14 protein-coding genes and 1 tRNA gene are annotated in these 20,374 nt (G+C 31.3%); 10 read left to right on the top strand and 5 right to left on the bottom strand.

All coding sequences use genetic code 11. From position 1 onward, the window contains the following. The first annotated feature begins 50 nt into the window (after window positions 1–50). From HYG85_RS10540 to HYG85_RS10530, 3 genes are all read left to right on the top strand, one after another. Window positions 51–788 (top strand): GntR family transcriptional regulator, encoded by a 738-nt coding sequence (locus tag HYG85_RS10540; RefSeq protein WP_212693427.1) that lies wholly within the window; start codon window positions 51–53, stop codon window positions 786–788. After that, entirely contained in the window at window positions 785–1,516 is a 732-nt protein-coding gene (locus HYG85_RS10535; protein ID WP_212693426.1) for a GntR family transcriptional regulator, read from the top strand. The genes HYG85_RS10540 and HYG85_RS10535 overlap by 4 nt, the downstream gene beginning before the upstream one ends. A 198-nt stretch (window positions 1,517–1,714) precedes the next feature. Then, window positions 1,715–1,788, top strand: a tRNA-Arg gene (locus tag HYG85_RS10530). A gap of 98 nt (window positions 1,789–1,886) precedes the next feature. Here the strand turns inward: HYG85_RS10530 and HYG85_RS10525 are convergent. Then, window positions 1,887–2,264: a PDDEXK-like family protein gene (locus HYG85_RS10525; RefSeq protein WP_212693425.1), complete on the bottom strand. Its 378-nt coding sequence runs from the start codon at window positions 2,262–2,264 to the stop codon at window positions 1,887–1,889. A 354-nt stretch (window positions 2,265–2,618) separates the two neighbouring features. Between HYG85_RS10525 and HYG85_RS10520 the strand changes: the two genes are divergently transcribed. The 5 genes from HYG85_RS10520 to HYG85_RS10500 all read left to right on the top strand — a co-directional run bounded on the left by HYG85_RS10520 (window position 2,619) and on the right by HYG85_RS10500 (window position 7,598). After that, window positions 2,619–2,756 (top strand): hypothetical protein, encoded by a 138-nt coding sequence (locus tag HYG85_RS10520; protein ID WP_212693424.1) that lies wholly within the window; start codon window positions 2,619–2,621, stop codon window positions 2,754–2,756. A 278-nt stretch (window positions 2,757–3,034) separates the two neighbouring features. After that, window positions 3,035–3,541 carry a DUF2726 domain-containing protein gene (locus HYG85_RS10515; protein ID WP_212693423.1) on the top strand — a complete coding sequence of 169 codons (507 nt, stop codon included), beginning with the start codon at window positions 3,035–3,037 and terminating at the stop codon, window positions 3,539–3,541. A gap of 321 nt (window positions 3,542–3,862) precedes the next feature. Beyond that, window positions 3,863–4,027, top strand: a complete 165-nt coding sequence (locus tag HYG85_RS10510; RefSeq protein ID WP_212693422.1) for a hypothetical protein — start codon at window positions 3,863–3,865, stop codon at window positions 4,025–4,027. A gap of 329 nt (window positions 4,028–4,356) precedes the next feature. Then, window positions 4,357–6,123 (top strand): sensor histidine kinase, encoded by a 1,767-nt coding sequence (locus HYG85_RS10505; RefSeq protein ID WP_212693421.1) that lies wholly within the window; start codon window positions 4,357–4,359, stop codon window positions 6,121–6,123. Further along, window positions 6,120–7,598: a response regulator transcription factor gene (locus HYG85_RS10500; RefSeq protein ID WP_212693420.1), complete on the top strand. Its 1,479-nt coding sequence runs from the start codon at window positions 6,120–6,122 to the stop codon at window positions 7,596–7,598. Before HYG85_RS10505 ends, HYG85_RS10500 begins: the two co-directional genes overlap by 4 nt. 65 nt (window positions 7,599–7,663) lie before the next feature. Here HYG85_RS10500 and HYG85_RS10495 read toward each other — a convergent pair whose 3' ends face one another. From HYG85_RS10495 to HYG85_RS10485, 3 genes are all read right to left on the bottom strand, one after another. After that, entirely contained in the window at window positions 7,664–8,470 is an 807-nt protein-coding gene (locus tag HYG85_RS10495; protein ID WP_212693419.1) for a carbohydrate ABC transporter permease, read from the bottom strand. After that, on the bottom strand, window positions 8,467–9,366 hold the full coding sequence (locus HYG85_RS10490) for a carbohydrate ABC transporter permease (protein WP_113672919.1): 900 nt from the start codon (window positions 9,364–9,366) through the stop codon (window positions 8,467–8,469). Before HYG85_RS10490 ends, HYG85_RS10495 begins: the two co-directional genes overlap by 4 nt. Before the next feature lie 116 nt (window positions 9,367–9,482). Then, entirely contained in the window at window positions 9,483–10,802 is a 1,320-nt protein-coding gene (locus tag HYG85_RS10485; protein WP_212693418.1) for an ABC transporter substrate-binding protein, read from the bottom strand. A gap of 432 nt (window positions 10,803–11,234) precedes the next feature. Here HYG85_RS10485 and HYG85_RS10480 point away from each other — a divergent pair, with 432 nt between their 5' ends. Both HYG85_RS10480 and HYG85_RS10475 read left to right on the top strand, forming a co-directional pair. Continuing rightward, on the top strand, window positions 11,235–14,912 hold the full coding sequence (locus HYG85_RS10480; protein ID WP_212693417.1) for a carbohydrate-binding protein: 3,678 nt from the start codon (window positions 11,235–11,237) through the stop codon (window positions 14,910–14,912). A 21-nt stretch (window positions 14,913–14,933) separates the two neighbouring features. Next, window positions 14,934–17,576, top strand: coding sequence for a carbohydrate-binding protein (locus tag HYG85_RS10475; protein ID WP_212693416.1), 2,643 nt, complete (start codon window positions 14,934–14,936; stop codon window positions 17,574–17,576). 166 nt (window positions 17,577–17,742) lie between these two features. Here the strand turns inward: HYG85_RS10475 and HYG85_RS10470 are convergent, their stop codons facing one another. Beyond that, the gene (locus HYG85_RS10470; RefSeq protein WP_212693415.1) at window positions 17,743–19,833 is read right to left on the bottom strand and encodes a methyl-accepting chemotaxis protein; all 2,091 of its coding nucleotides are present in this window, start codon (window positions 19,831–19,833) and stop codon (window positions 17,743–17,745) included. Between the last annotated feature and the right edge of the window lie 541 nt (window positions 19,834–20,374).

Here is a 20,374-nt window from a genome sequence, read left to right as displayed (position 1 = left end):
TGAAATATGTAAAATAATGTATGTTTTTAATGTTATGAGGAGGATGTTATTTGGTTGAATATCATATTAGCCCAAGAGATGATGCGGCTGAAAAAATAGAGTATTATATTATTGAAAATAAGCTGGAACCTAACGCTAAGATCCCATCTGAGAGGGATTTATGTGAGATGTGGGGAATTAATAGGACGACCCTAAGGTCAGCTATCAAAAGACTTGTTAGTAGTGGAAAATTATATAATAAAAAAGGTTCAGGTACGTTTGTAGCAGATTATAAGATAATAATAGATTTGCATAGTATCATAACCTTATCAGATATAGATATAAGAAGAAACAGGTTATTAATAGAAGTGATTTCTACTAAAATTATAGAAAGTAATAAACATATATCTAAGGAGCTTCACATATCCTTAGGTACTAAAGTATATGAATTCATAAGACTTATAAAAGTGGATAGGGAGCCGATATGTTTTGAAACATTATATATTCCATATGATAGATTTTTAGATATTGATAAATATAATTTAGAGGAAGAGATCTTATATAAAGTAATGGAAAATAGATATAATACAGAGATTTCAGGTGGAATAAGGAATGTTGGTATTTCACCAATAAATTTTGTAGATGCTGATCTGTTGAATGTTGAAAATAACTCGGCAGTATATATTTTGGATGGAGTAATTTTTGACAAAGACAATATACCCATAATATATATGAAATCAATGCTGAGACCGGATAAAGTAAAATTCTCTTCTTCAAAGATATATAAATATAGAGGTGTACAAGCATGAGGAAAGCAGAAGAAATTAATTATAAATCTCCTATGTATTTACAGTTAAAGAAAGTAATATATAGTAAAATTCAAAGTGGAGAATATCTACCTGGAACCAGTATACCATCAGAAAATGAGTTAGCAAAAATGTATGGTATAAATCGTTTAACTGTCAGAAATGGAATAGATCAATTAGTCAATGAAGGATTATTAATGAGAGTTCAGGGAAAAGGTGTTTATGTACTAGGAGCAAATGGAAAAAGTAATGTAGAGACTGTTGGTGGGTTTGAAGAGATTGTAGACGCAAGTAATGCTAGGTCTATTAAAATTATTAAACAAGTGGGTAGAAAAGCATCTGATAAATTTTCATGGATATTTGGTATTGGTACTGAAGATGAAATTTATTATATTAAGAGAATCATTAATGTTGGTGGCACACCATCATCTCTAGAAGAAACGTATATTCCTAAGTATCTAATTCCACAACTTGACTCAATTGACTTATCTGTTTTTTCTATAGAAGAAATATATGAATTTTATGGCATAATTAGAAACAAGGTAAATGAAACTATTGATTTAACTAGATTAGATGCAAATGAAGGAAGAATGCTTAAAATTAGTGCTAATGAGGAAGTAATGGTTATGGAAAGTATTAGTTTTGATGATAAGAATAGAGTAGTAGATTATAGGCGTAAATATAGTGTAAGTGATTTATGCAAGTACAGTGTGTGTATGAAAAAGGATTAGTATTTTGTGTTATCCTTTTTCCTTTAATTTATCATATTATAGGCAATGATAGATTTAACCATAAAAAATGTAGAAATTTAAATAGGAATAGTTCTTGACTTACAGGTAAAACATGATAAAATATATGTTGCAGATTGTTTTATTATTTTGTTTGTTTAACAAATACATAATAAGATAATTATATAAATAAATTTACTTGTTTCCGTAGCTCAGTAGGATAGAGCGACCGCCTCCTAAGCGGTAGGCCGTGGGTTCGAATCCCGCCGGGAACACTGATTAAATAAAGACTTTATTATACTTTTCTAAAAAGTAATAAAAATAACAAGCCCCTACTTACTTAGTAAGTAGGGGCTTGTTTTAGTCGTATTGATTAATCAATAAAATCTACTTTTAAACGAACTTTTTCGCTTCCTTGATTCTGAATTAAACTTTTAGCAAAAATTCTACCTTCTCCAAGGTAACGTGTAATTGTTAGAGTATCATTAGCACGAATTTTCTTGTTTTCAATAGTAATAAAACGACCATCATCTTCCCATATATGGATATCCAAATATGTAGTGACATCACTTAAATTTTTTATTTCAAGTGTGACATCTCCATTATCAGTAGTAACTTTTTCAAAATGAGAATCCATAGATCCGTAACCACCATCAGGATTAAGAACCATAGTTGTCGAAGCATAACAGTTTGTACCAAAAGAAACTACAAAAAGAAAGACTAATAGTGTTGAAAATATTTTTTTAGACATTATAACTCACCCCCTTTAATAAAATATTATAGCATAGATTCTAACAAATGCAACAATATTATAAAAATTTAAAATTATTTAATTTGTTTTTAAAATAACTATAAATTATATTGAAATAATAAAAAAAATCTTTATTTAATGGTGTTATTCAATAAAAGATAAAATATTTAATAATAAATAAGTAAATTAACGGATTAAGATAATATAATGCTATGATTAAAACATCTAAATATGGATTAATAAGTTCTAGACTAAATTTAATCTTTTTCTAATTGCTTACTATCAGATTATTTGATAATATTAATATTAGAAATCTAAATTAATAAAGATATTAATATAAGAAGGTGTTTAAAAATGGAAGTTATTATAGATATCTTATCAGATATTATATCAGTTCCCCTAGAAAAATGGGATAAATTAAAATCATGTTATAAAATAATTACCGCTTCACTATTAGCAACTATAATAATTGGTGCATGTATATACTTCTAATTAAAATAAAAATATACAATCTATTATTATTTAATGATAAGGAGATATATTAAATTCAACATTGTGGTAAATGTAACGAAATACCCTGTAATAAATTTTGGGAAAACAAAAATCCTGAGTGGTCAGAAGAACAACACAGAAAAATAGTAGAAGAAAGGGTCAAAATGTTAAAAGCTGTAGATTAAAAGGAATTAATCAATAACTTAATTTTATTGACGCACCAACTAACTAATAAACAATGAAGACTAGTAGATAAGTAAAACACAGGAAAGGCAAAAATGGAAACAATAATAATAACACTAATAGCAATAATTTTCATAGGAATACTATTTAAAATAGTTGAAAGTAAATTATCCAATAAGAATAAATATAACTACGCAACAGCCTACAAAGATGTTGATAGTATACTCACAAAAGCAGAATTAAAATTTTATGATACTTTATATGATGTCTGTAATGATTTGGATGTCACCTTATTTACCAAAGTAAGAGTAGCGGACATAGTAAAAGTCAAGAATAAAGATGACTATTTCACCTATTTTAACAAAATAAGTTCTAAACATATTGATTTTGTACTATGTGACAATGCAACTCTAAAGCCTTTGGTGTGTTTAGAATTAGATGATAGATCCCATTATAGAAAAGATAGAATGGAAAGAGATAAATTCATTAATGAAGTATTAAGCAGCATAGGTTATGAAGTAGTACATATACCATGTAAATACAAATATGATAAGGAAGATGTTAAACTAGAATTACAAAATGCTTTGAAAAATGTATCATAGAAATGAAAACTAATTATCCTAGATTAAATAAAATTTTTGGGATAATTCTTTTTTGTTTTAATTCAAATATAACAATAGTTTTAATTAAAATTACCACCATAAGAAAAAATTACTAATACTCGTAAATGTATTTAATTTAATATATTGTTAATACTAATAAAGAATTCTTAAAAAAATTTACGAATTTTTGAAACTAAATGAGGTGTTCGTGCGTCTAATTAATGAGGAGTAAAATAATTACTATTTTTTAATAGGGCAAATTTTAAGAACACCAATGCTGAACTTTAAGACTATAAACAACACAATGATGAGGTGAGTATATTGAAGAAGAATACAATAAGAGCTATAGCATTGGTTCTAGGATTAAGTTTATTTTCTTTTGTAGGATGTAAGACTGACAACACAGACCCTAATACACCAAACCAAGAAAATAATAATGAAATCCAAAACAATGAAAATGTTGACATGAATGGTGACAACATGTAATTAAACTGAAATCAATATTATTATTTCGATTTAATACTTATGAAACAAGTTAAAAAAATAGATATGAAATTTCTAGGTTGATAGAAGTTTTTTAATCTATTTTTTTATTGCAAAAATCTTATTAGTAGTATAGTGTAGAAAGAAGTACCGAAATTATAGAAATATGACATGTATTAAAATATACTATTGTAGTATAATATGGGGTAAGTAATCTATATAAATAAAATAAATAAGGGACTGTTTCTTGACAAAATAAATAGAGACAGTCCTTTTGAGACTGTAACAAATTACTGTATAATACATTATATGTCTAAAGGAAGTGAAGAACTTTGATACACTATCGCTACTCTTTTCGATTCAAATTGATTACAGTATTTCTTATATCCATATTTTTATTATCAATTTTAGTAATGGTAACGTTACCAACGTATTTTTCAAAGACAATGAATAAAGAGATTGATGTATTGACGGACAGTACTTTAACAGCTATTGAACATAATCTTAATAGTTACTTTGATGAACTTGAAAGAATAACTATCATGCCGTATTTCAATCAATCATTTATGGATTCTCTGTTAGTAATAAATAACAGTTACTACGATGAATTGGATACATATAATAAATTTCTATTAACTCAATCTATACAATATACATTGGCTAACTATCTTCAATCAACTCGTGTTGATGTATTAAGTGCTCTTTTTGTAACAGAAAACCTGCAATCATTCATTACAACTAAAAAGTACGGACAAACTTCAGTTATTAATGGATATAACTTCAAAGGAGCACAATGGTATCGACAAGCTATTATAAACAACAGTAATGTAACATATATCAATGCCCATAAACAAGATTATCTACAAACCCCCGTAGCTGGTCAAGTGTTTTCAGTGGCTCGTCTTATAAAAGACCCAATAACAATGAAGACCTTGGGAGTTCTTATGGCTGATATGGATACCAATATTATTGCAAAGACTTTTAATAATATTAATCTAGGGGTTTCATCAATTATTACAGTGTATGACGGGAACAATAATCTTATATATGCTACAAAACCAATATCAGAGTCCTTAGAAGACCAAATCATTAATTATACAGGTAAAAAGATCTCCTCAGAAAAAGATGATTATAGACTTATTAAAAGACCATTGAGCAAATTGCCATGGCATATCAATATATTAGTATCTCAATCTGAGCTAAATGATAAAGTCAAAGGTATGTATATAGTAGGCGGTTTATTTATAATCCTAGAGCTCTTGATTACTATATTGATCTATTATCTTATGTGGAATCATATTACCAAGCCTTTCAACAATATGCTTATGACAATTGAGAAGATTCAAAAAGGCAACCGTTCTCTATTATTCGACGAATCAGGAAAAGATGAGATTTCTTATTTGTGTCATAACCTCAATAATATGATGTATGAGATTGATGATTTGGTAAGCAGAGAGTATAAGGCAATCATAGAAAAACAAAAAGCCGAATATCATGCTTTACAATCTCAGATACAGCCTCACTTTTTATTTAATACCCTCAATGGATTGATAGGGCTTAATAGATTAGGTGAGCGAAAAAAAGTAGAAGAGACAATAATCAACTTAACAGGAATGATGAGATATATTCTCAATCAACAAGATACATCTAGCCTAGAAGAAGAATTCAAGCTTCTAAAGCGGTACTGTGCATTACAAAAATTACGTTTTGGCGAACGTATCAACTATGATTTTCAACTAGACCCAGAATTAGAAGATGTTCAAGTTCCAAAATTACTATTACAACCTTTGGTGGAAAATGCCATAATTCATGGGTTGGAACCTATACACGAGTCTGGTCAATTACAAGTAAAAGCATTTATAGAAAAAATAGAAGATAAAGATTATATATACATATTAGTTGAAGATAATGGAATTGGTTTTGACATAACTAAAGTATCATCCAACGTTGGAATTGCCAATACAAAAAACAGGTTAATGCTTATTAATTCATCTAGTGAAATCACAATTGACAGCAAAGAAGGAGAAGGTACCAAAATAAATATAAAGATACCTCTTAATCTTGAAAATAACTCAAAGGCAGGGAGTGTTGATCTATGAGAATCTTAATAGCTGATGATGAATATTTAGTCAGATCTACATTAGTTAGTATGTTAGGAGAATTAGGTATATCAAAGGATTGGATTGATGAAGTAGACAATGGGGAAGCTTTGATAAGTCAAATTCAAACAGCGACTTATGATATCGCTTTTATAGATATCAGGATGCCAAAAATGAATGGACTTGAAGCTATTGAAAAAGCTAAAAGTATAGCACCTTACACAAAATGGGTTATAGTTACTGGTTACTCAGAATTTTCATATGCAAAAGAAGCTATACAGCTAGGGGTATCCAATTACTTATTGAAACCCATAAGTATCAACGAACTAGGTGAAGTTATCTCAGAACTGCTCCAGGAGAATCAAAAATATGCTTTACTGCTGAATCAACAGTTTGAATCAGACATGAATAGTATATATCAAGAATTACAATATCTAGAAAAGCTTGAAATCAACTATACTGAGCATATAAAATATATGACATTTTGTATTAATACCAATTCTTTTGATATAGCTCTCAGAAATAATGTAATGCAGAAATTATATGGAGAACTAAGAGAAAAGATTAAAAATATCATTACTCCTAATATTAGAATAGTTTTTTTAAACAGACAAGGAGTTGATTTAACCTTAGTTTTGGCATGGGGATTCTTAGGCAATCATGAAGAGGCTGAGGAAATAGTAAATAATTTTTATAAGTCTCTAAAAGTTATGCTCTTAAAATATCGTTGTACAGGTATGGAATTGACGCTGATTCATTCAGAAGCTGTAGACTCGCTGGATAATAATTTCAAATACCTGCATTGCATATATAACATGTGTCAGTTAAGGATATTGAAACCTAGTGAGCACATATTTACCCTTAATGACCTTAAGGATATGTGGGAACAAGCAGAAGACAGTCAGCTACAATTAGTTGACAATTGCTCCGGGTTATTTGATACATTTTATAGTAACAACTATTTGGCTTTCATGAGTCATGTTGATACTCTTGACAAATTGATTAATACTAATGAACAATTACTGATGGATGACTTTAAAAAATATCTAAATCCTTTACTTGAATCTTATGATGAAGGTAATACGACTATTGAGAAGTTGAAACAGATAGCTCATGAATACCTTGTTAAAACCAAGTCAACTGATGATAGCCAAATGGATAGTATAAATCAAATTAAACTCTATGTCCAAAAAAACTACATGAAAGATATAGGTATCTATCAGATTGCAGATAAATTAGATCTGACACCTAATTATCTAAGTACGTTGTTCAAGAAAAAAGAAGGTATCACTTTCATGAAATATCTCACCAAGACGAGAATGTTAATCGCAAAAGAATTATTAACAAACAACAATGTTACAGTAAGTCAAGTAGCCAATCAAGTTGGTTTCAACAGTGCAAGATATTTCAGTAAGCTTTTCAAAAACTATTATAATATCTACCCATCCGAATTAAAGCATAAGAAGTCCAATTAATAATAAGGCAATGGAATTCTATCTTGTATATTCTCTAACAATATATTAGATAGAATTCCGTTGGATTATCCTTTGACAGCTCCAGCAGATAATCCTTTAACAAAGTATTTTTGGAGAAACAAATAGAGAATAACTAATGGTATTGTACCTATTATACATCCAGCAGCTACCCAGTTGATCTGATTAGAGAACTGAGAGAAAAATTGATTTAGAGCTACTGTTAAAGTATACATATTGGGTTTCTGTAAGAAAAATATTGAAAATGTATAATCATTCCATATAGCTACACCAACCAAGATTGTAACTGTTGCTGTTACTGGCTTCAACAATGGGAATATAATCCTGAAAAATATTCCAAAACGTCCGCATCCATCAATCAAAGCTGCTTCATCAAGTTCCTTGGATATGGAGCCTATGAAACCAGTAAACAAAAAGATTGTTATTGGTAGCTGATAAGCTATATGAGGTAATATAACGCTTAAGTATGTACTGGTTCCTGTAGTATTGACAATCAATTTATACAATGGAACCAATATAGTTAATGGAGGCACAATCATACAGGATACACATAAGGTATAAATGAAATTATTGAATTTTGTTTTATACCTTGCCAATGGATATGAAGCAAATGCACCAAGAACAATAACACTTACAACTACTACAAGAGTGATGAATATATTATTCTTGAACGCCGATATCATGTTTGCCTCTAACCATGCATTCTTAAAATTATCTAAATAAAGGTTAAAAGAAGGTATCCAATAAGACGAGCTATTGGAAGCAGGTCTAAAAGCCAAATTGATTAAGATATAAAAAGGTATCAAATATAAGATGCCTACAATATACATAATACATCTACTGAGTCTTTTCACATTTCTACCTCCTTATTCCTGAAAAATTTCAAATTGATAATACTGATTATGCTAATTATTAAGAACATAACTATTCCCATTGCAGAAGCATATCCCGCATCCATTCTTACAAAATATATCTGGTACATCATTGTTGATATAGAAGCTGATGTATAGCCAGGTCCGCCTTTTGTCATAGCCATGATTACATCAAATAGCTTCAAACCACCAATAATGTTTATAACTACACTGGTTGTTATGGCTGGCATTAACAATGGAATTGTAACGTTTTTGAACTTTGTCCAACTTGTAGCACCATCTATACTAGCTGCCTCGTAATAGGTTTTAGGAATACCTTGAAGGCCAGCTAGATATATAACCATTGAAATACCCATATATTGAAATGAGTTTACAAGAGTGATAATCCATACAGAACGTTTTCCTACAGCAAGCCAGTCAAGTGGATCTAAGCCCAACAGCATCATAATATCATTGATTGCTCCACCTTCAAATTTGAAAAAGAAATACCATACATATCCCATAATCAATGCACTTATAACAACTGGTAAGTATACAACAGTTCTTACCAATTTCTCACATCTCATTTTTTGATCCAATAGAACTGCACATCCAAGACCTAGAACATTTTGTATTAATGTACTGCCTACTCCATAGATAAGAGTATTTTTTACGGTAAAATAAAAGTCTTTATCGTGAAATAATTTCTGATACTTCTGTAATCCTACCCATAGAAATTTTGGAGAATAACCATTCCATTCTTTGAAAGATATAATAATTCCCTGAAAAAATGGATAAAATATAAGCAGAACAAAGAAGATAAGAGCAGGAACATACATGATATTAACTATTTTTGGTGAGTGTAACTGCTTTTTAAGTTTGCTTTGTATCGTTTTCATATCTATTCCTTTCTAGATTCAATAATTAATGAGTTACAAAAAGGACTGCTTCATAATATATTCGTTAACTGGCTAACATTATGAGACAGCCCTTTCTTTAGATTATGTATTTATAATTAATTATCTTGTAGTTGATGTAGACGGTTAAACTCTGATTCCATGTTTTCTGAGAATTCTCTAGGAGTGATAACCTTGCCTAGTAGGGATTGAGAATTCTTACACATAACATCCCACATTCCATTTGGAAGATATACTCTATCAAAGTATGGGAAAGTTCTTAGGTTAGCGTATTTCTCATAAGTTTTTGTTAACTCTCCAGCATTGATTTCTACACCTTCAATAGCAGGAGGTAATTTTGTATAAGCACATACTTTTGCAACATTTTCTTTTTGTGCACAGAAATCAATAAATGCCATAGCAGCTTCTTTGTTAGGAGAATCTTTCCAAACACCGAAAGTTGTTTTTTCTCCACCAGCGAAAGTTGGTTCATCACCATCATATATAGCAGGAATAGGCATCATATCTGCTTTTATTTCTGGATTAAGAGCACGAGCTTCTTCAATGAAATATGGACCATAGAATCCAATAGCAGCTTTACCTTCAGCAAATTTTGCTATATTGTCACTGAATTTTACTGTGAAGATATCTTTGTTTATATAACCTTTTTCAAACATTTCAAGCCATTTTTCAGGTAGAACGTCCCATTTGTTCCAATCAAAAGTTTTATTTAATAGAGCTTCTGCTTCATTTTTCTCTGGACTTATCAATAGTGGTGTTGCAAAGAAATCGAAGAATTGAGCTTCCTCCCAGCCTTCAGCAGCACATACTATTGGAGTGATTTCTCCATTACTCTTAGTTTTGATAGTTTCACATGCAGCCATAAATTCATCAAGAGTAGCTGGTATTTCTATACCATATTCCTCAAAAATAGCTGTATTATAGATTGGACCTGATTGATCTTGATCAAAAGGTAATACATAAAGTTTGCCTTCTTCGTCGCTGACGATTGGTTTGAAGGACTCTGTAACTTTATCAGCCCATTCTCTGTCACTTAAGTCAGCTAAGAATTCACCATATCTTAATTTTGCCCATCCATGAGTTGAGAATATATCTGGCATATCTTTGGCAGCCATTTTTACTTTTAACATGTTTTCATATTCTCCACCAGGAGCACTGAAATCAATTTGAATATTAGGATTAAGTTTTTCATATTCTTTTGCCATATTTTCAAGAACCTCTGCATGTTTACCAACAACATTAGTCCATACAGTTAATTGAATAGGGTCTTCGTTATTTTTTGCATCTGGTTCGGTAACTTCAGGTGTTGAGTTGTCAGGAACATTTGCACTTTCTTTTTTTGCATCATTATTTTTACATCCAGCAAATAACATTGTTAAAACTGTTACTAGCAATAATAATGTACCTATCTTTTTCATATAAACATCCTCCTTGTTTTTCATTTCATGATTTTATTATAGCTGGTGAATGAAGATAATTGTATGACTTAGAATTACACTTAAGGTATATATTTCTTTGATTATAATATGGAAACATGCCATTTATACAGGATTTTAATTAATAACATGATTTTGAATATATTGAAAACAATATTTTAAAGGCATTATCAAATTTTATTATTTACACATTTCAAGAGTTGGAATATAGTCCTAAGTATATATGCTGTACTATGACTTATAGTCATAAACCAAGGATACCTTATCTAAGGTTAAATATGATATATTTCACATCTAGAAGTTACCTATATTCTTCTAACACTATACTAAATTATAAATTGAATTGTTACAAGCCAGATACTTAAAATATTACTTGGATTATATTGAGTGGTATAAAAAATGAGGAGGTATTTTATGTTTAACAAAAGGTATAACAAAAGAAAGTTTATTGTAATGTGGGTAATCATTTTTATTTGTATCATTTGTACAAGTCCAATAACAGAAGAAAAGGCATATGCTGATTCTCAAACTATCTATTATGTGTCAACTGATGGTGATGATTCTAATGCAGGCACAATATCTCATCCTTTTGCAACATTAGATAGAGCTAGGGATGCTATAAGAGAATTAAAGCACACCAGTGGTATCCCAGCAGGTGGAGTAACAGTATATATTAGAGAAGGAGAGTATATTCTAACAGATACATTCACTTTGACACCTGATGATTCAGGAGAAGTAGATGCTCCAATAATATATAGATCATATCCAGGAGAAGAGCCCATAATCAGCGGGGGAATAAATGTAGGAGAATGGACGAGAGTCACTGAAAATATTGGGGGAATTACACCTGAGGCAAATGGAAATCTATGGGTAGCAGATATACCTCAAGGTGAGAGAGTCCATTATTTTTATATTAATGGAATAATGCAGCAGGTGGCAAGACAATATAATCATGATGTGTGGAGAAGCTGGTACAAGTTTCGTAATAATAGTGGAGAAATAGGAACTATAGGTCCAAATGGTCAGTGGTTGAAGTATAGGGATGAAGTTAGTCTAGAGAATCTACCTAGTAATGGGGATATGGAAATGCTATTGATTAATGTTGTATTTTGGAACAGCATATCTGTCATAAAAGATGTAGACCCAATTACAAAAACAGTATGGAGACATAGTAAGAATCCTAACAATTTTGCTAAGGACACATTTGATAATTATGAAGGTGGAGGTTATTCAAACTTGATAAATGCTCTTCCTTTTCTTGATAGACCAGGTGAATGGTGTGTAAATAGCACACAAGGAAAGATTTATTATTGGCCTTATGATGAAAACATGGATAATAAAAATGCAGTAATACCTGTTTTGAATGAATTAATCCGTTTGGAGGGTGATGGAGAAGCCAACAACTGGCAAGATCAGGTACATGATATAGAGTTTAGAGGGCTTACTTTAATGTATTCAGATAGGTTACATGAAGATGAATGGTCAGCTGGTTCTATAAAACGTAACAGTGAAGATCCTGGAGGTGCTGTTTATCTACAAGGAGTAAGAGATTGTGTTATAGAAGGTAATAAGTTACTCAATATAGGTGCTTACGGAATCGCTATGACCCAATATAACCAGAACAATAGGATTCTACGCAATGAACTGGGATTCTTGGGATGTGGAGGTATAGAACTATACGGATATGGACCAGGTAATGTAGACGTTAATAAGAATAATATCATAGAAAGAAATTATATCCACCATATTGGACTTGCACCATATTCACATTCTGCTGCAATAACTATCTATGGAAGTAATAACAATACGATCAAGTACAACTATATCAGAAATGTTCCATATGCAGGGATATCTATAGTAGGGGTACCAAATAATGAAATAAATGATAGGAATGATAATACAAAGACTATAGGTGGTTACGATACATATTGGGATAATACGGATTTCTATCAGCTAAGAGATTCAGAGTTGCCTGATGATCTTACAGAACATAGTGTCAAAGCTTATTTACATTCAGAAAATAATGTTGTGGAAAAAAATATTGTTAGAGATTATATGATGAAACTTAATGATGGTGGAGCTCTATATTCATGGCATTGTGGGGATGGAACAAAGTGGAAAGGAAATATACTATATAGAATCAATCCTTTATCCGGGTTATATATGTACAATATCTATTTAGACAGTAGCTCCAATTATTGTACTTTAAGTAACAATATCACTTGGTGCAATAATACTCATTTGGATAAAGGAATAAGTAACACATGGATAAACAATCCTATTAGTTATCCCAATAAACCCCAAGGATATGATGAACTTCTTAATGTAATTACCAATGAAGTAAATTCTCTTGGAGGATGGCCAGAATCCCTTGCAGAAAATGGATTATATACTATAGAAGCAGAAAATAGTGTTTTGAAGGATACATCAGTCAATACATCTGGTTCTATTAAATATGTAGAAGGCTGTGATAATGATGATTGGATTATGCGTAAAGTAGATTTTGGGACAGGTATGGAAGGCTTTGAAGCAAATGTCTGTGTTGAACAGCAAAATGAAGAGGCATATATTGAAATAAGACTGGATAGTCCTAATGGTAATCTTATAGGTACTTTAAATCTAACTTCAACAGGCGAAGCATTTAATATTCAGTCTTGTGCTATTTCCAATATAAGTGGAATTCATGATATATATATGGTATTCAAGGGCGCAAATGATATATGTAAGCTAGACTGGTTTAGATTAATTAAGAATTATACATATGAACTTCCTGAGATTATTCAAGCGGAAGACTTCAGCAATATGAATGGGGTAGAGATACAACCTGAAGGCACAACGGTAGGATGGTGCGATGATGGGGACTGGCTTTGCTACAATAGAGTAAATTTCGGTAATGGATATAATGGTTTTACTGCAAGGGTTGGAGTAGATAACGAATATGCAGGAAGAGTGGCTAAAATAAGATTGGATAGTCCTACAGGAAGATTAATTGGAACCCTTAATCTACAAGGTACAGGCGGATGGGAAGTTTTTGAAGAACAGAGTACCATAGTGTCAGGTGTAAGAGGATTACATGATGTTTATATAGTATTTGAAGGTGGAATTGGTGCAGGTAACTTTGATTGGTTTGAATTCAGTAATCCTATATCATCTACATTACCTGTTGACCTAGAATTACTGGATATAGGTATACCATTAATAACAGGTTCTGCTTCATATGATAATCAAGAATTATCAGTAACAGGTGCAGGCTCTGATATATGGGGAAGCTCAGACCAATTTGCATATGTTAATAAACTGGTTAAAGGGAATTCAGAGATTATTGCTCGTGTTACGTCTTTAGTAGATACCGATGAATGGGCAAAAGCAGGATTGATGTTTAGAGAATCTGGAGATTCAGATAGTAATTTCGTTGATTTGATAGTAACACCATCTAATGGTTTGGAGTTACAGTGGAGAACTAACAAAGGCGGTAATTGTAATAACATTAATTTAGGTAGCTATACTTTTCCGGTATATCTGAAGCTAATAAAATCCGGCAATACTTTTTCAGCCTATAAGTCAGTAGATGGTATCAATTGGAGTTCATCCCTTGGTAGCTGTAGTGTAGATATGAATAGTACAGTAAAAGCAGGTATATGTGTATCATCCCATAATCCATATCAAGGTACTACGGCTAAGGTTGATAATATTGACATAACTTCTCAAGAAATACCAACCTTATTAGATATCCAAGCAGAAGGTTATAATTCTATGAATGGAGTTGAATTATCTAATGAAGGAACATCTGTAGGATGGTGTGATACAGGAGATTGGTTATGTTATGAAAATATAGATTTAGGAGGTGGTTTTTCAGCATTTACAACAAGGGCAGCTGTAGACAATTCTTATGCTGGGAGAAAGGTGGAGATTAGACTTGATGGCATTACTGGAACAATAATTGGTACTCTAACAATGAAGGCAACTGGTGGTTGGGATATGTTTCAAGAGCAAAGTACTGATATAAGTGATGGTAGTGGAATACATGATGTTTATATTGTGTTCAAAGATGGTGATGGCGCAGGTAACTTTGATTGGTTTAGATTCCAATAATATAAAATAGGAGGGTTTCATATGTTAAAGAACAAGTCTTTCAATAAGACAATTATTATTTTGATGGTTTTTGTAACAACGTATGTGTTGGGGATAACCCCTATTAGCATGGAACAAGTATACGCTGCAGGTATACAAGCAACTTTTTATGTATCACCTGATGGGGATGATACTAATCCTGGTACAGAATCACAGCCTTTTGCAACTATTACTAAGGCACGAGATGTCATTCGTACCATCAATGATAACATGACTGGGGATATTATCGTTTATCTAAGGGATGGGGAATACTATATAGAAGATACTATAACTTTTAATGAATCAGATAGTGGCACTAATGGGTATAAGATTCATTATAAGAATTATAATAGTGAAGAACCTGAAATTATAGGTGGACAAAAAATTACAGGATGGACATTACATGAGGGTAACATTTATAAGGCTTATGTAGGGAACGATTGGCAATCTTATAATATGATAGAAAACGGTGTTACATGTACAGTAGCAAGGACACCTAATACAGGGTATTTTAAAGTGGATTCAAAGGTAATTGAAGGTATATCCTTTAAGTATAAGGCAGAAGATATAACTGATACTTTTGATTACAGTGATGCATCTGTGATGATATGGGTGGGACAAGCTCATTGGGATTGGTTCACTTCCTTGTTGAGTATTGATAATGTAGATTTTACAAATAAAACTATCAAGGTTAATCCTAGTACTAATACCTTTAGAACAATGGATACAGGTGCAAGATATTATCTAAATGGTTCCTTAGATTTTTTAGATACTCCTGGAGAGTTTTATTATGACCAGTCAGAGGGGTATGTATATTATTGGTCTGGTAATGATTCTATAGACCAACAGGAAATCATTGCTGCCACTGTAAAAAATGTTATAGAGCTAAAAGGTAGTTCTACTGATAATCACGTTATGAATCTACATTTTGAAGGACTTAAAATGGCATTAAGCAATTACAGTAATGAGCATTGGAGTTATCAAGACCCAGGGACTATAGGCATTGGTGATAACAATGAGTATGAACATGGTCGTTACGGATTATTCTATATGGAGAATGCAAGTCATAATGCCATTAGATTCTGTAAGATATTCAATGCAGGATTCAGTGCTATAATTTTGAATCATGCAGCCGATAATAATACAATCTATGGAAATTGGATACAGGATGCTGGCTATAACGGTATTTATCTAACTGGATGGGGACCTAATAGGGGCGGTTTTGCTAATATAACTGAAGCTTATGTGAATCATAATAATATTATTTCTAACAACTATATTTATAATTGTGGTTTGAATGTAGGTCATGGATCAGGTGTCCAATTATATATGAGTGGAGATAATGAAATTTCATATAATGAAATTAGTACAATGCCAAGGTATGGTATATCATTAAAAGGGCAAAGATGGGGCACACAGCCATCAACATACTATGGTGAAACAGTTAATTTTGATAATCACTATGATTTTAATCTATGTAAAGATAATGTAATCAAATATAATGATATGTATGATTTATGCAATGATAGTGGTGATTGCGGAGCAGTTGAAGGATGGGGAACAGGAAAAGGCAATTATGTTTTCAATAACAGATTACATGACTATTATAATGATGTAAGTTCCTATGCTTTTTTCGGATTTATGAATGATGATGATTCTGATTATTATACATTAGAAAATAATCTAGTATATAATTGGGCAGGAACAAGAGCATTCCAGAATAATGGAAATTCAAATCTCACATATATTAATAATCATCATAGTACTAATGAACAGGATGCAATGACAAAAGCATCTCAAAACGGTATTGATTGGAATAATGTGGGGCTAAAAGGTGATTTTCCTTTTGATACTTCATTGGTAGCTACAGTATTGTTGCCAACCAAATATGAAGCAGAAAAAGCAGTATTGTCAAGTGGTGCAAGTATCAATACTAATCACACTGGATATTCTGGAACAGGCTTCATAGATGGATATGGAAGTACTGGCGCAGCAACAACATTTTCAGTCAATACATCAAAAGCAGGACATTATGAGGTTGTTTTAAGATATTCAGGAGAAGTTTCTGAAAGGACATTAGGTGTCTATGTTAATGGAACGAAAGCTTTGGATACCAATCTTCCTCCTACTTCTGATTGGGACTCATGGGCAAGTAAAAAAGAAGTTTTAACCTTAGAAGAAGGGCTTAATACTATTACTTATCAGAATGATGCTGGAAATAATGGAGTAGCTAACTTGGATTATATTATGGTAACGCCATGTACGGTTGAACCAATAACTATTGAAGCAGAAGACTATGATTCAATGAATGGAGTCAGTCTTCATCCAGGAGATCAAGTCGTGGGTTGGTGCGATGATGGAGATTGGTTATGTTATAATAATGTAAATCTAGGGAATGGATATAATGAACTTGTTGTCAAAGTAGCAGTTGACCCAGCTTATGCAGGTAAAAGAGCTGAAATAAGACTTGATAGTGTGACAGGTACATTGATTGGGACACTTACCGTTGGCGATACAGGGAGTTGGGATACATTCCACGAACAAACTATATCATTGACAGGTGGTAGTGGTGTACATGATATTTATGTTGTATTTAAAGATGGTAGTGGAGTAGGTAATTTTGATTGGTTCAGATTTGATTACTAATACAACAAGGTAATCCATTAGCCTATAGAATCTTAAGTAATATATGAAAACAATATTCTAATATTAATTAGTATTAGGGTGTTGTTTTCTTTTTGCCAAAATGGTATGAGAGGACGGTAGATAAAATAATTATCTACCTCCTACTCAATTTATTAATGATTATTAATTAGATTGAAAAGTTCTCAGCTGTATTTTTCATATCAATAGCCATCTTTGCAAGAGTTTCACTAGAAGCTTGAATTTCTTGTATTGAAGCCATTTGCTCTTCGGTTGCGGCTGATACAGTTTGTGTTTCACCTGCTATTTCTCTACTAATATTTTCAATATCTTTAACGGAAGACACTATTTCAATACTACTATCTGACATTTGTTGCATAGTACTGGATACTTCCTGAATCTGACAGGAAACATGCTTAATTAGATTAATTATATCTTCATATGATTTTCCTGCACGAACAACAGTTTCTTTACCTAATTTAACCTGATTAGTACCTTCATTCATAGCTATTACTGCTTGATCAGTACCATTTTTAATTTCTAGTATTAATTCGGATATTTTTTTAGCAGCTGATTGGGACTGTTCAGCTAATACTCTTACTTCATCTGCAACGACTGCAAACCCTTTTCCTTGCTCTCCTGCCCTAGCTGCTTCTATTGCCGCATTAAGAGCAAGTAAATTGGTTTGTTCTGAAATATTGACGATTATATCCACTATTTGACTTATTTCTGCTGAATGAGCGTTTAAGCGGATTATTGCCTCAGAAGAATTTACAGTAGTTTCTTCGATTGTATTCATCTGAACAACTACAGCATCCATAGCTTTTTCTCCATGATTAGCTGCTTTTGTTGCTTCATTAGACCCATTTGCTACATCATTAACATTCTCTGTTACTTGTTGGATACCTTGTAATATCTGTTCTATTGTATCTGTACTATGACTTACAACGGTCATCTGTTTTTCTGTTCCATCGGCTAGATTTTCCATAGCATTAGTTACTTGTTCTAAAGCCTGTGCTGTTTCTTTAGTAGTAACCGAGAATTGATTTGAAGATAAGGTTACTTGCTCTACAGAATCTAATATCTGCCCGATAAGATTCCTAATATCTTTTTGCATATTGACTAACATCTTAGCTAAATATCCAAATTCATCTTTACGGTTTATGTATTTTTGAGGCATTTGTTTAGAAAAATCCCCTTCTGCTAACAAATTAATATGGTTTATAGCTCCGTCCAGTGGAGCAGTAAAATATTTAGCAATAATAATTGCTAATATAAAAGCAACAATTATTATAACAAGTACCATTATAAAAGCTGTATTTTTCATGGTATTTATATCTTTTTGGATTTCTGTTTCCTCTATTACACCGATTAATTTCCATCCAAGTCTATCGGAGTTATATGCATTGACCACATAATCTTTACCATCCATATTGACATGAATATTTTCGGTTTCATTGATATCATTTTCATTTAACAACTCTTCTGGAAATACATCTTTAATATCTTTAAACATTAAATCTTCGTTTTTGGGGTGAGCTAATATTTTACCATTTCCATCTACCAGAATAACAAATCCTGTTTTACCTATATTAATATCTTTTATAGTATTTGTAAGATTTTCCAAACTTAGAGCCACCGCAACAACACCTTTATTATTTCCTGTTTCATCTTTAATCACAGAAGCGGCACTCATAAATAACTTACCTGTTCCAGTTGATTGGTAAGGATCCGTTAGAATTACTTCGTTGGGATTGTTCCAAGCCTGTTGATACCAGCCTCTTTCTCTTGGATTATAACCTGGAGATCTAGTACTACCTTCTTTAACAGGCCACTTTAGATAACCTCCATTTTCTTCTACACCTATTCCAATTAAATAAATATTAGGATAACTTTCTCCCACATTTTTCATTACTTCCAAAAGGCTATTAGACAGACTACCTATTTCTGGCGTTGGTATTTTAATCTTTTTATCACCTTTTTTATCAGCAGTCGAAAATATTGTGTTATCTATTTGAGTTACTAAAGAATGAGTAGCCATTTGTTTTGCATTTCCTTTTAGCGTTTCAATGTTACTATTTAAGTAATTATCAACTTGGTTAATCGTATGAGTAGTTGTATCTCTAAAATTTTCGTATTCATTTGTTTCAAATCTCAAAATATAAATAATTGTTCCTACTATCAAAGGTATTAAAGCTATACCTAAAAAAACTGTAAATAATTTTCCTCGTATCCCTGTAAATTTTTTTCTTGTTCTCATAGTAAGTCTCCTTTAAGTCAATTAGTGTTATAATATGTAATGAACTTGTTAAAAAATTAGGTATAAATATTAGAAAAATAAAATATAACTTAGAAAAACCTGTTTTAATACTATAACTCATTATATACTAGGGGTTAAATTTATGTCAATATATGTATTTGAACTATAACCTAAAGCATTATTGTTTTTAGTCCCAAATTACTATATTTTTTTAATATATATATTATGATGAGTGATTAGGGCTATTTAGAATAAATAAAAGGGTAGTATATTTTATTTTGAAAATAGTGGACTATAAAATTAAAATAAGTTTAAATATTAATACTTATATTCTAGAAATATTTGACAACATTTTTACAATATACTATAATTAAAGATGAATTAAATGAAAAGGAGCAAGTGCAATGTCTAAATTCTTAACTAAATGAGACGAATTGAATAGAAGGTGAAGAGAGAAAACCAGTAGAATGGTTTTATTAATGGTACTCTTTACTAAATTTTAGTTAAGAACACAAGTTAGCACTAAATAGTATAATAGGAT

The organism is Vallitalea guaymasensis (assembly GCF_018141425.1).
GTDB lineage: Bacteria > Bacillota > Clostridia > Lachnospirales > Vallitaleaceae > Vallitalea > Vallitalea guaymasensis.
The sequence above is the reverse complement of the archived record's forward strand: the minus strand, read 5'-3'. Positions and strand labels throughout refer to the sequence as shown.

What these genes read in the sequence shown, in the direction of transcription:
- HYG85_RS10470 (WP_212693415.1), bottom strand. Translation starts at nt 19,833, where the DNA reads ATGAGAACAAGAAAAAAATTTACAGGGATACGAGGAAAATTATTTACA.
- HYG85_RS10515 (WP_212693423.1), top strand. Translation starts at nt 3,035, where the DNA reads ATGGAAACAATAATAATAACACTAATAGCAATAATTTTCATAGGAATA.
- HYG85_RS10500 (WP_212693420.1), top strand. Translation starts at nt 6,120, where the DNA reads ATGAGAATCTTAATAGCTGATGATGAATATTTAGTCAGATCTACATTA.
- HYG85_RS10485 (WP_212693418.1), bottom strand. Translation starts at nt 10,802, where the DNA reads ATGAAAAAGATAGGTACATTATTATTGCTAGTAACAGTTTTAACAATG.
- HYG85_RS10520 (WP_212693424.1), top strand. Translation starts at nt 2,619, where the DNA reads ATGGAAGTTATTATAGATATCTTATCAGATATTATATCAGTTCCCCTA.
- HYG85_RS10525 (WP_212693425.1), bottom strand. Translation starts at nt 2,264, where the DNA reads ATGTCTAAAAAAATATTTTCAACACTATTAGTCTTTCTTTTTGTAGTT.
- HYG85_RS10535 (WP_212693426.1), top strand. Translation starts at nt 785, where the DNA reads ATGAGGAAAGCAGAAGAAATTAATTATAAATCTCCTATGTATTTACAG.
- HYG85_RS10480 (WP_212693417.1), top strand. Translation starts at nt 11,235, where the DNA reads ATGTTTAACAAAAGGTATAACAAAAGAAAGTTTATTGTAATGTGGGTA.
- HYG85_RS10490 (WP_113672919.1), bottom strand. Translation starts at nt 9,366, where the DNA reads ATGAAAACGATACAAAGCAAACTTAAAAAGCAGTTACACTCACCAAAA.
- HYG85_RS10475 (WP_212693416.1), top strand. Translation starts at nt 14,934, where the DNA reads ATGTTAAAGAACAAGTCTTTCAATAAGACAATTATTATTTTGATGGTT.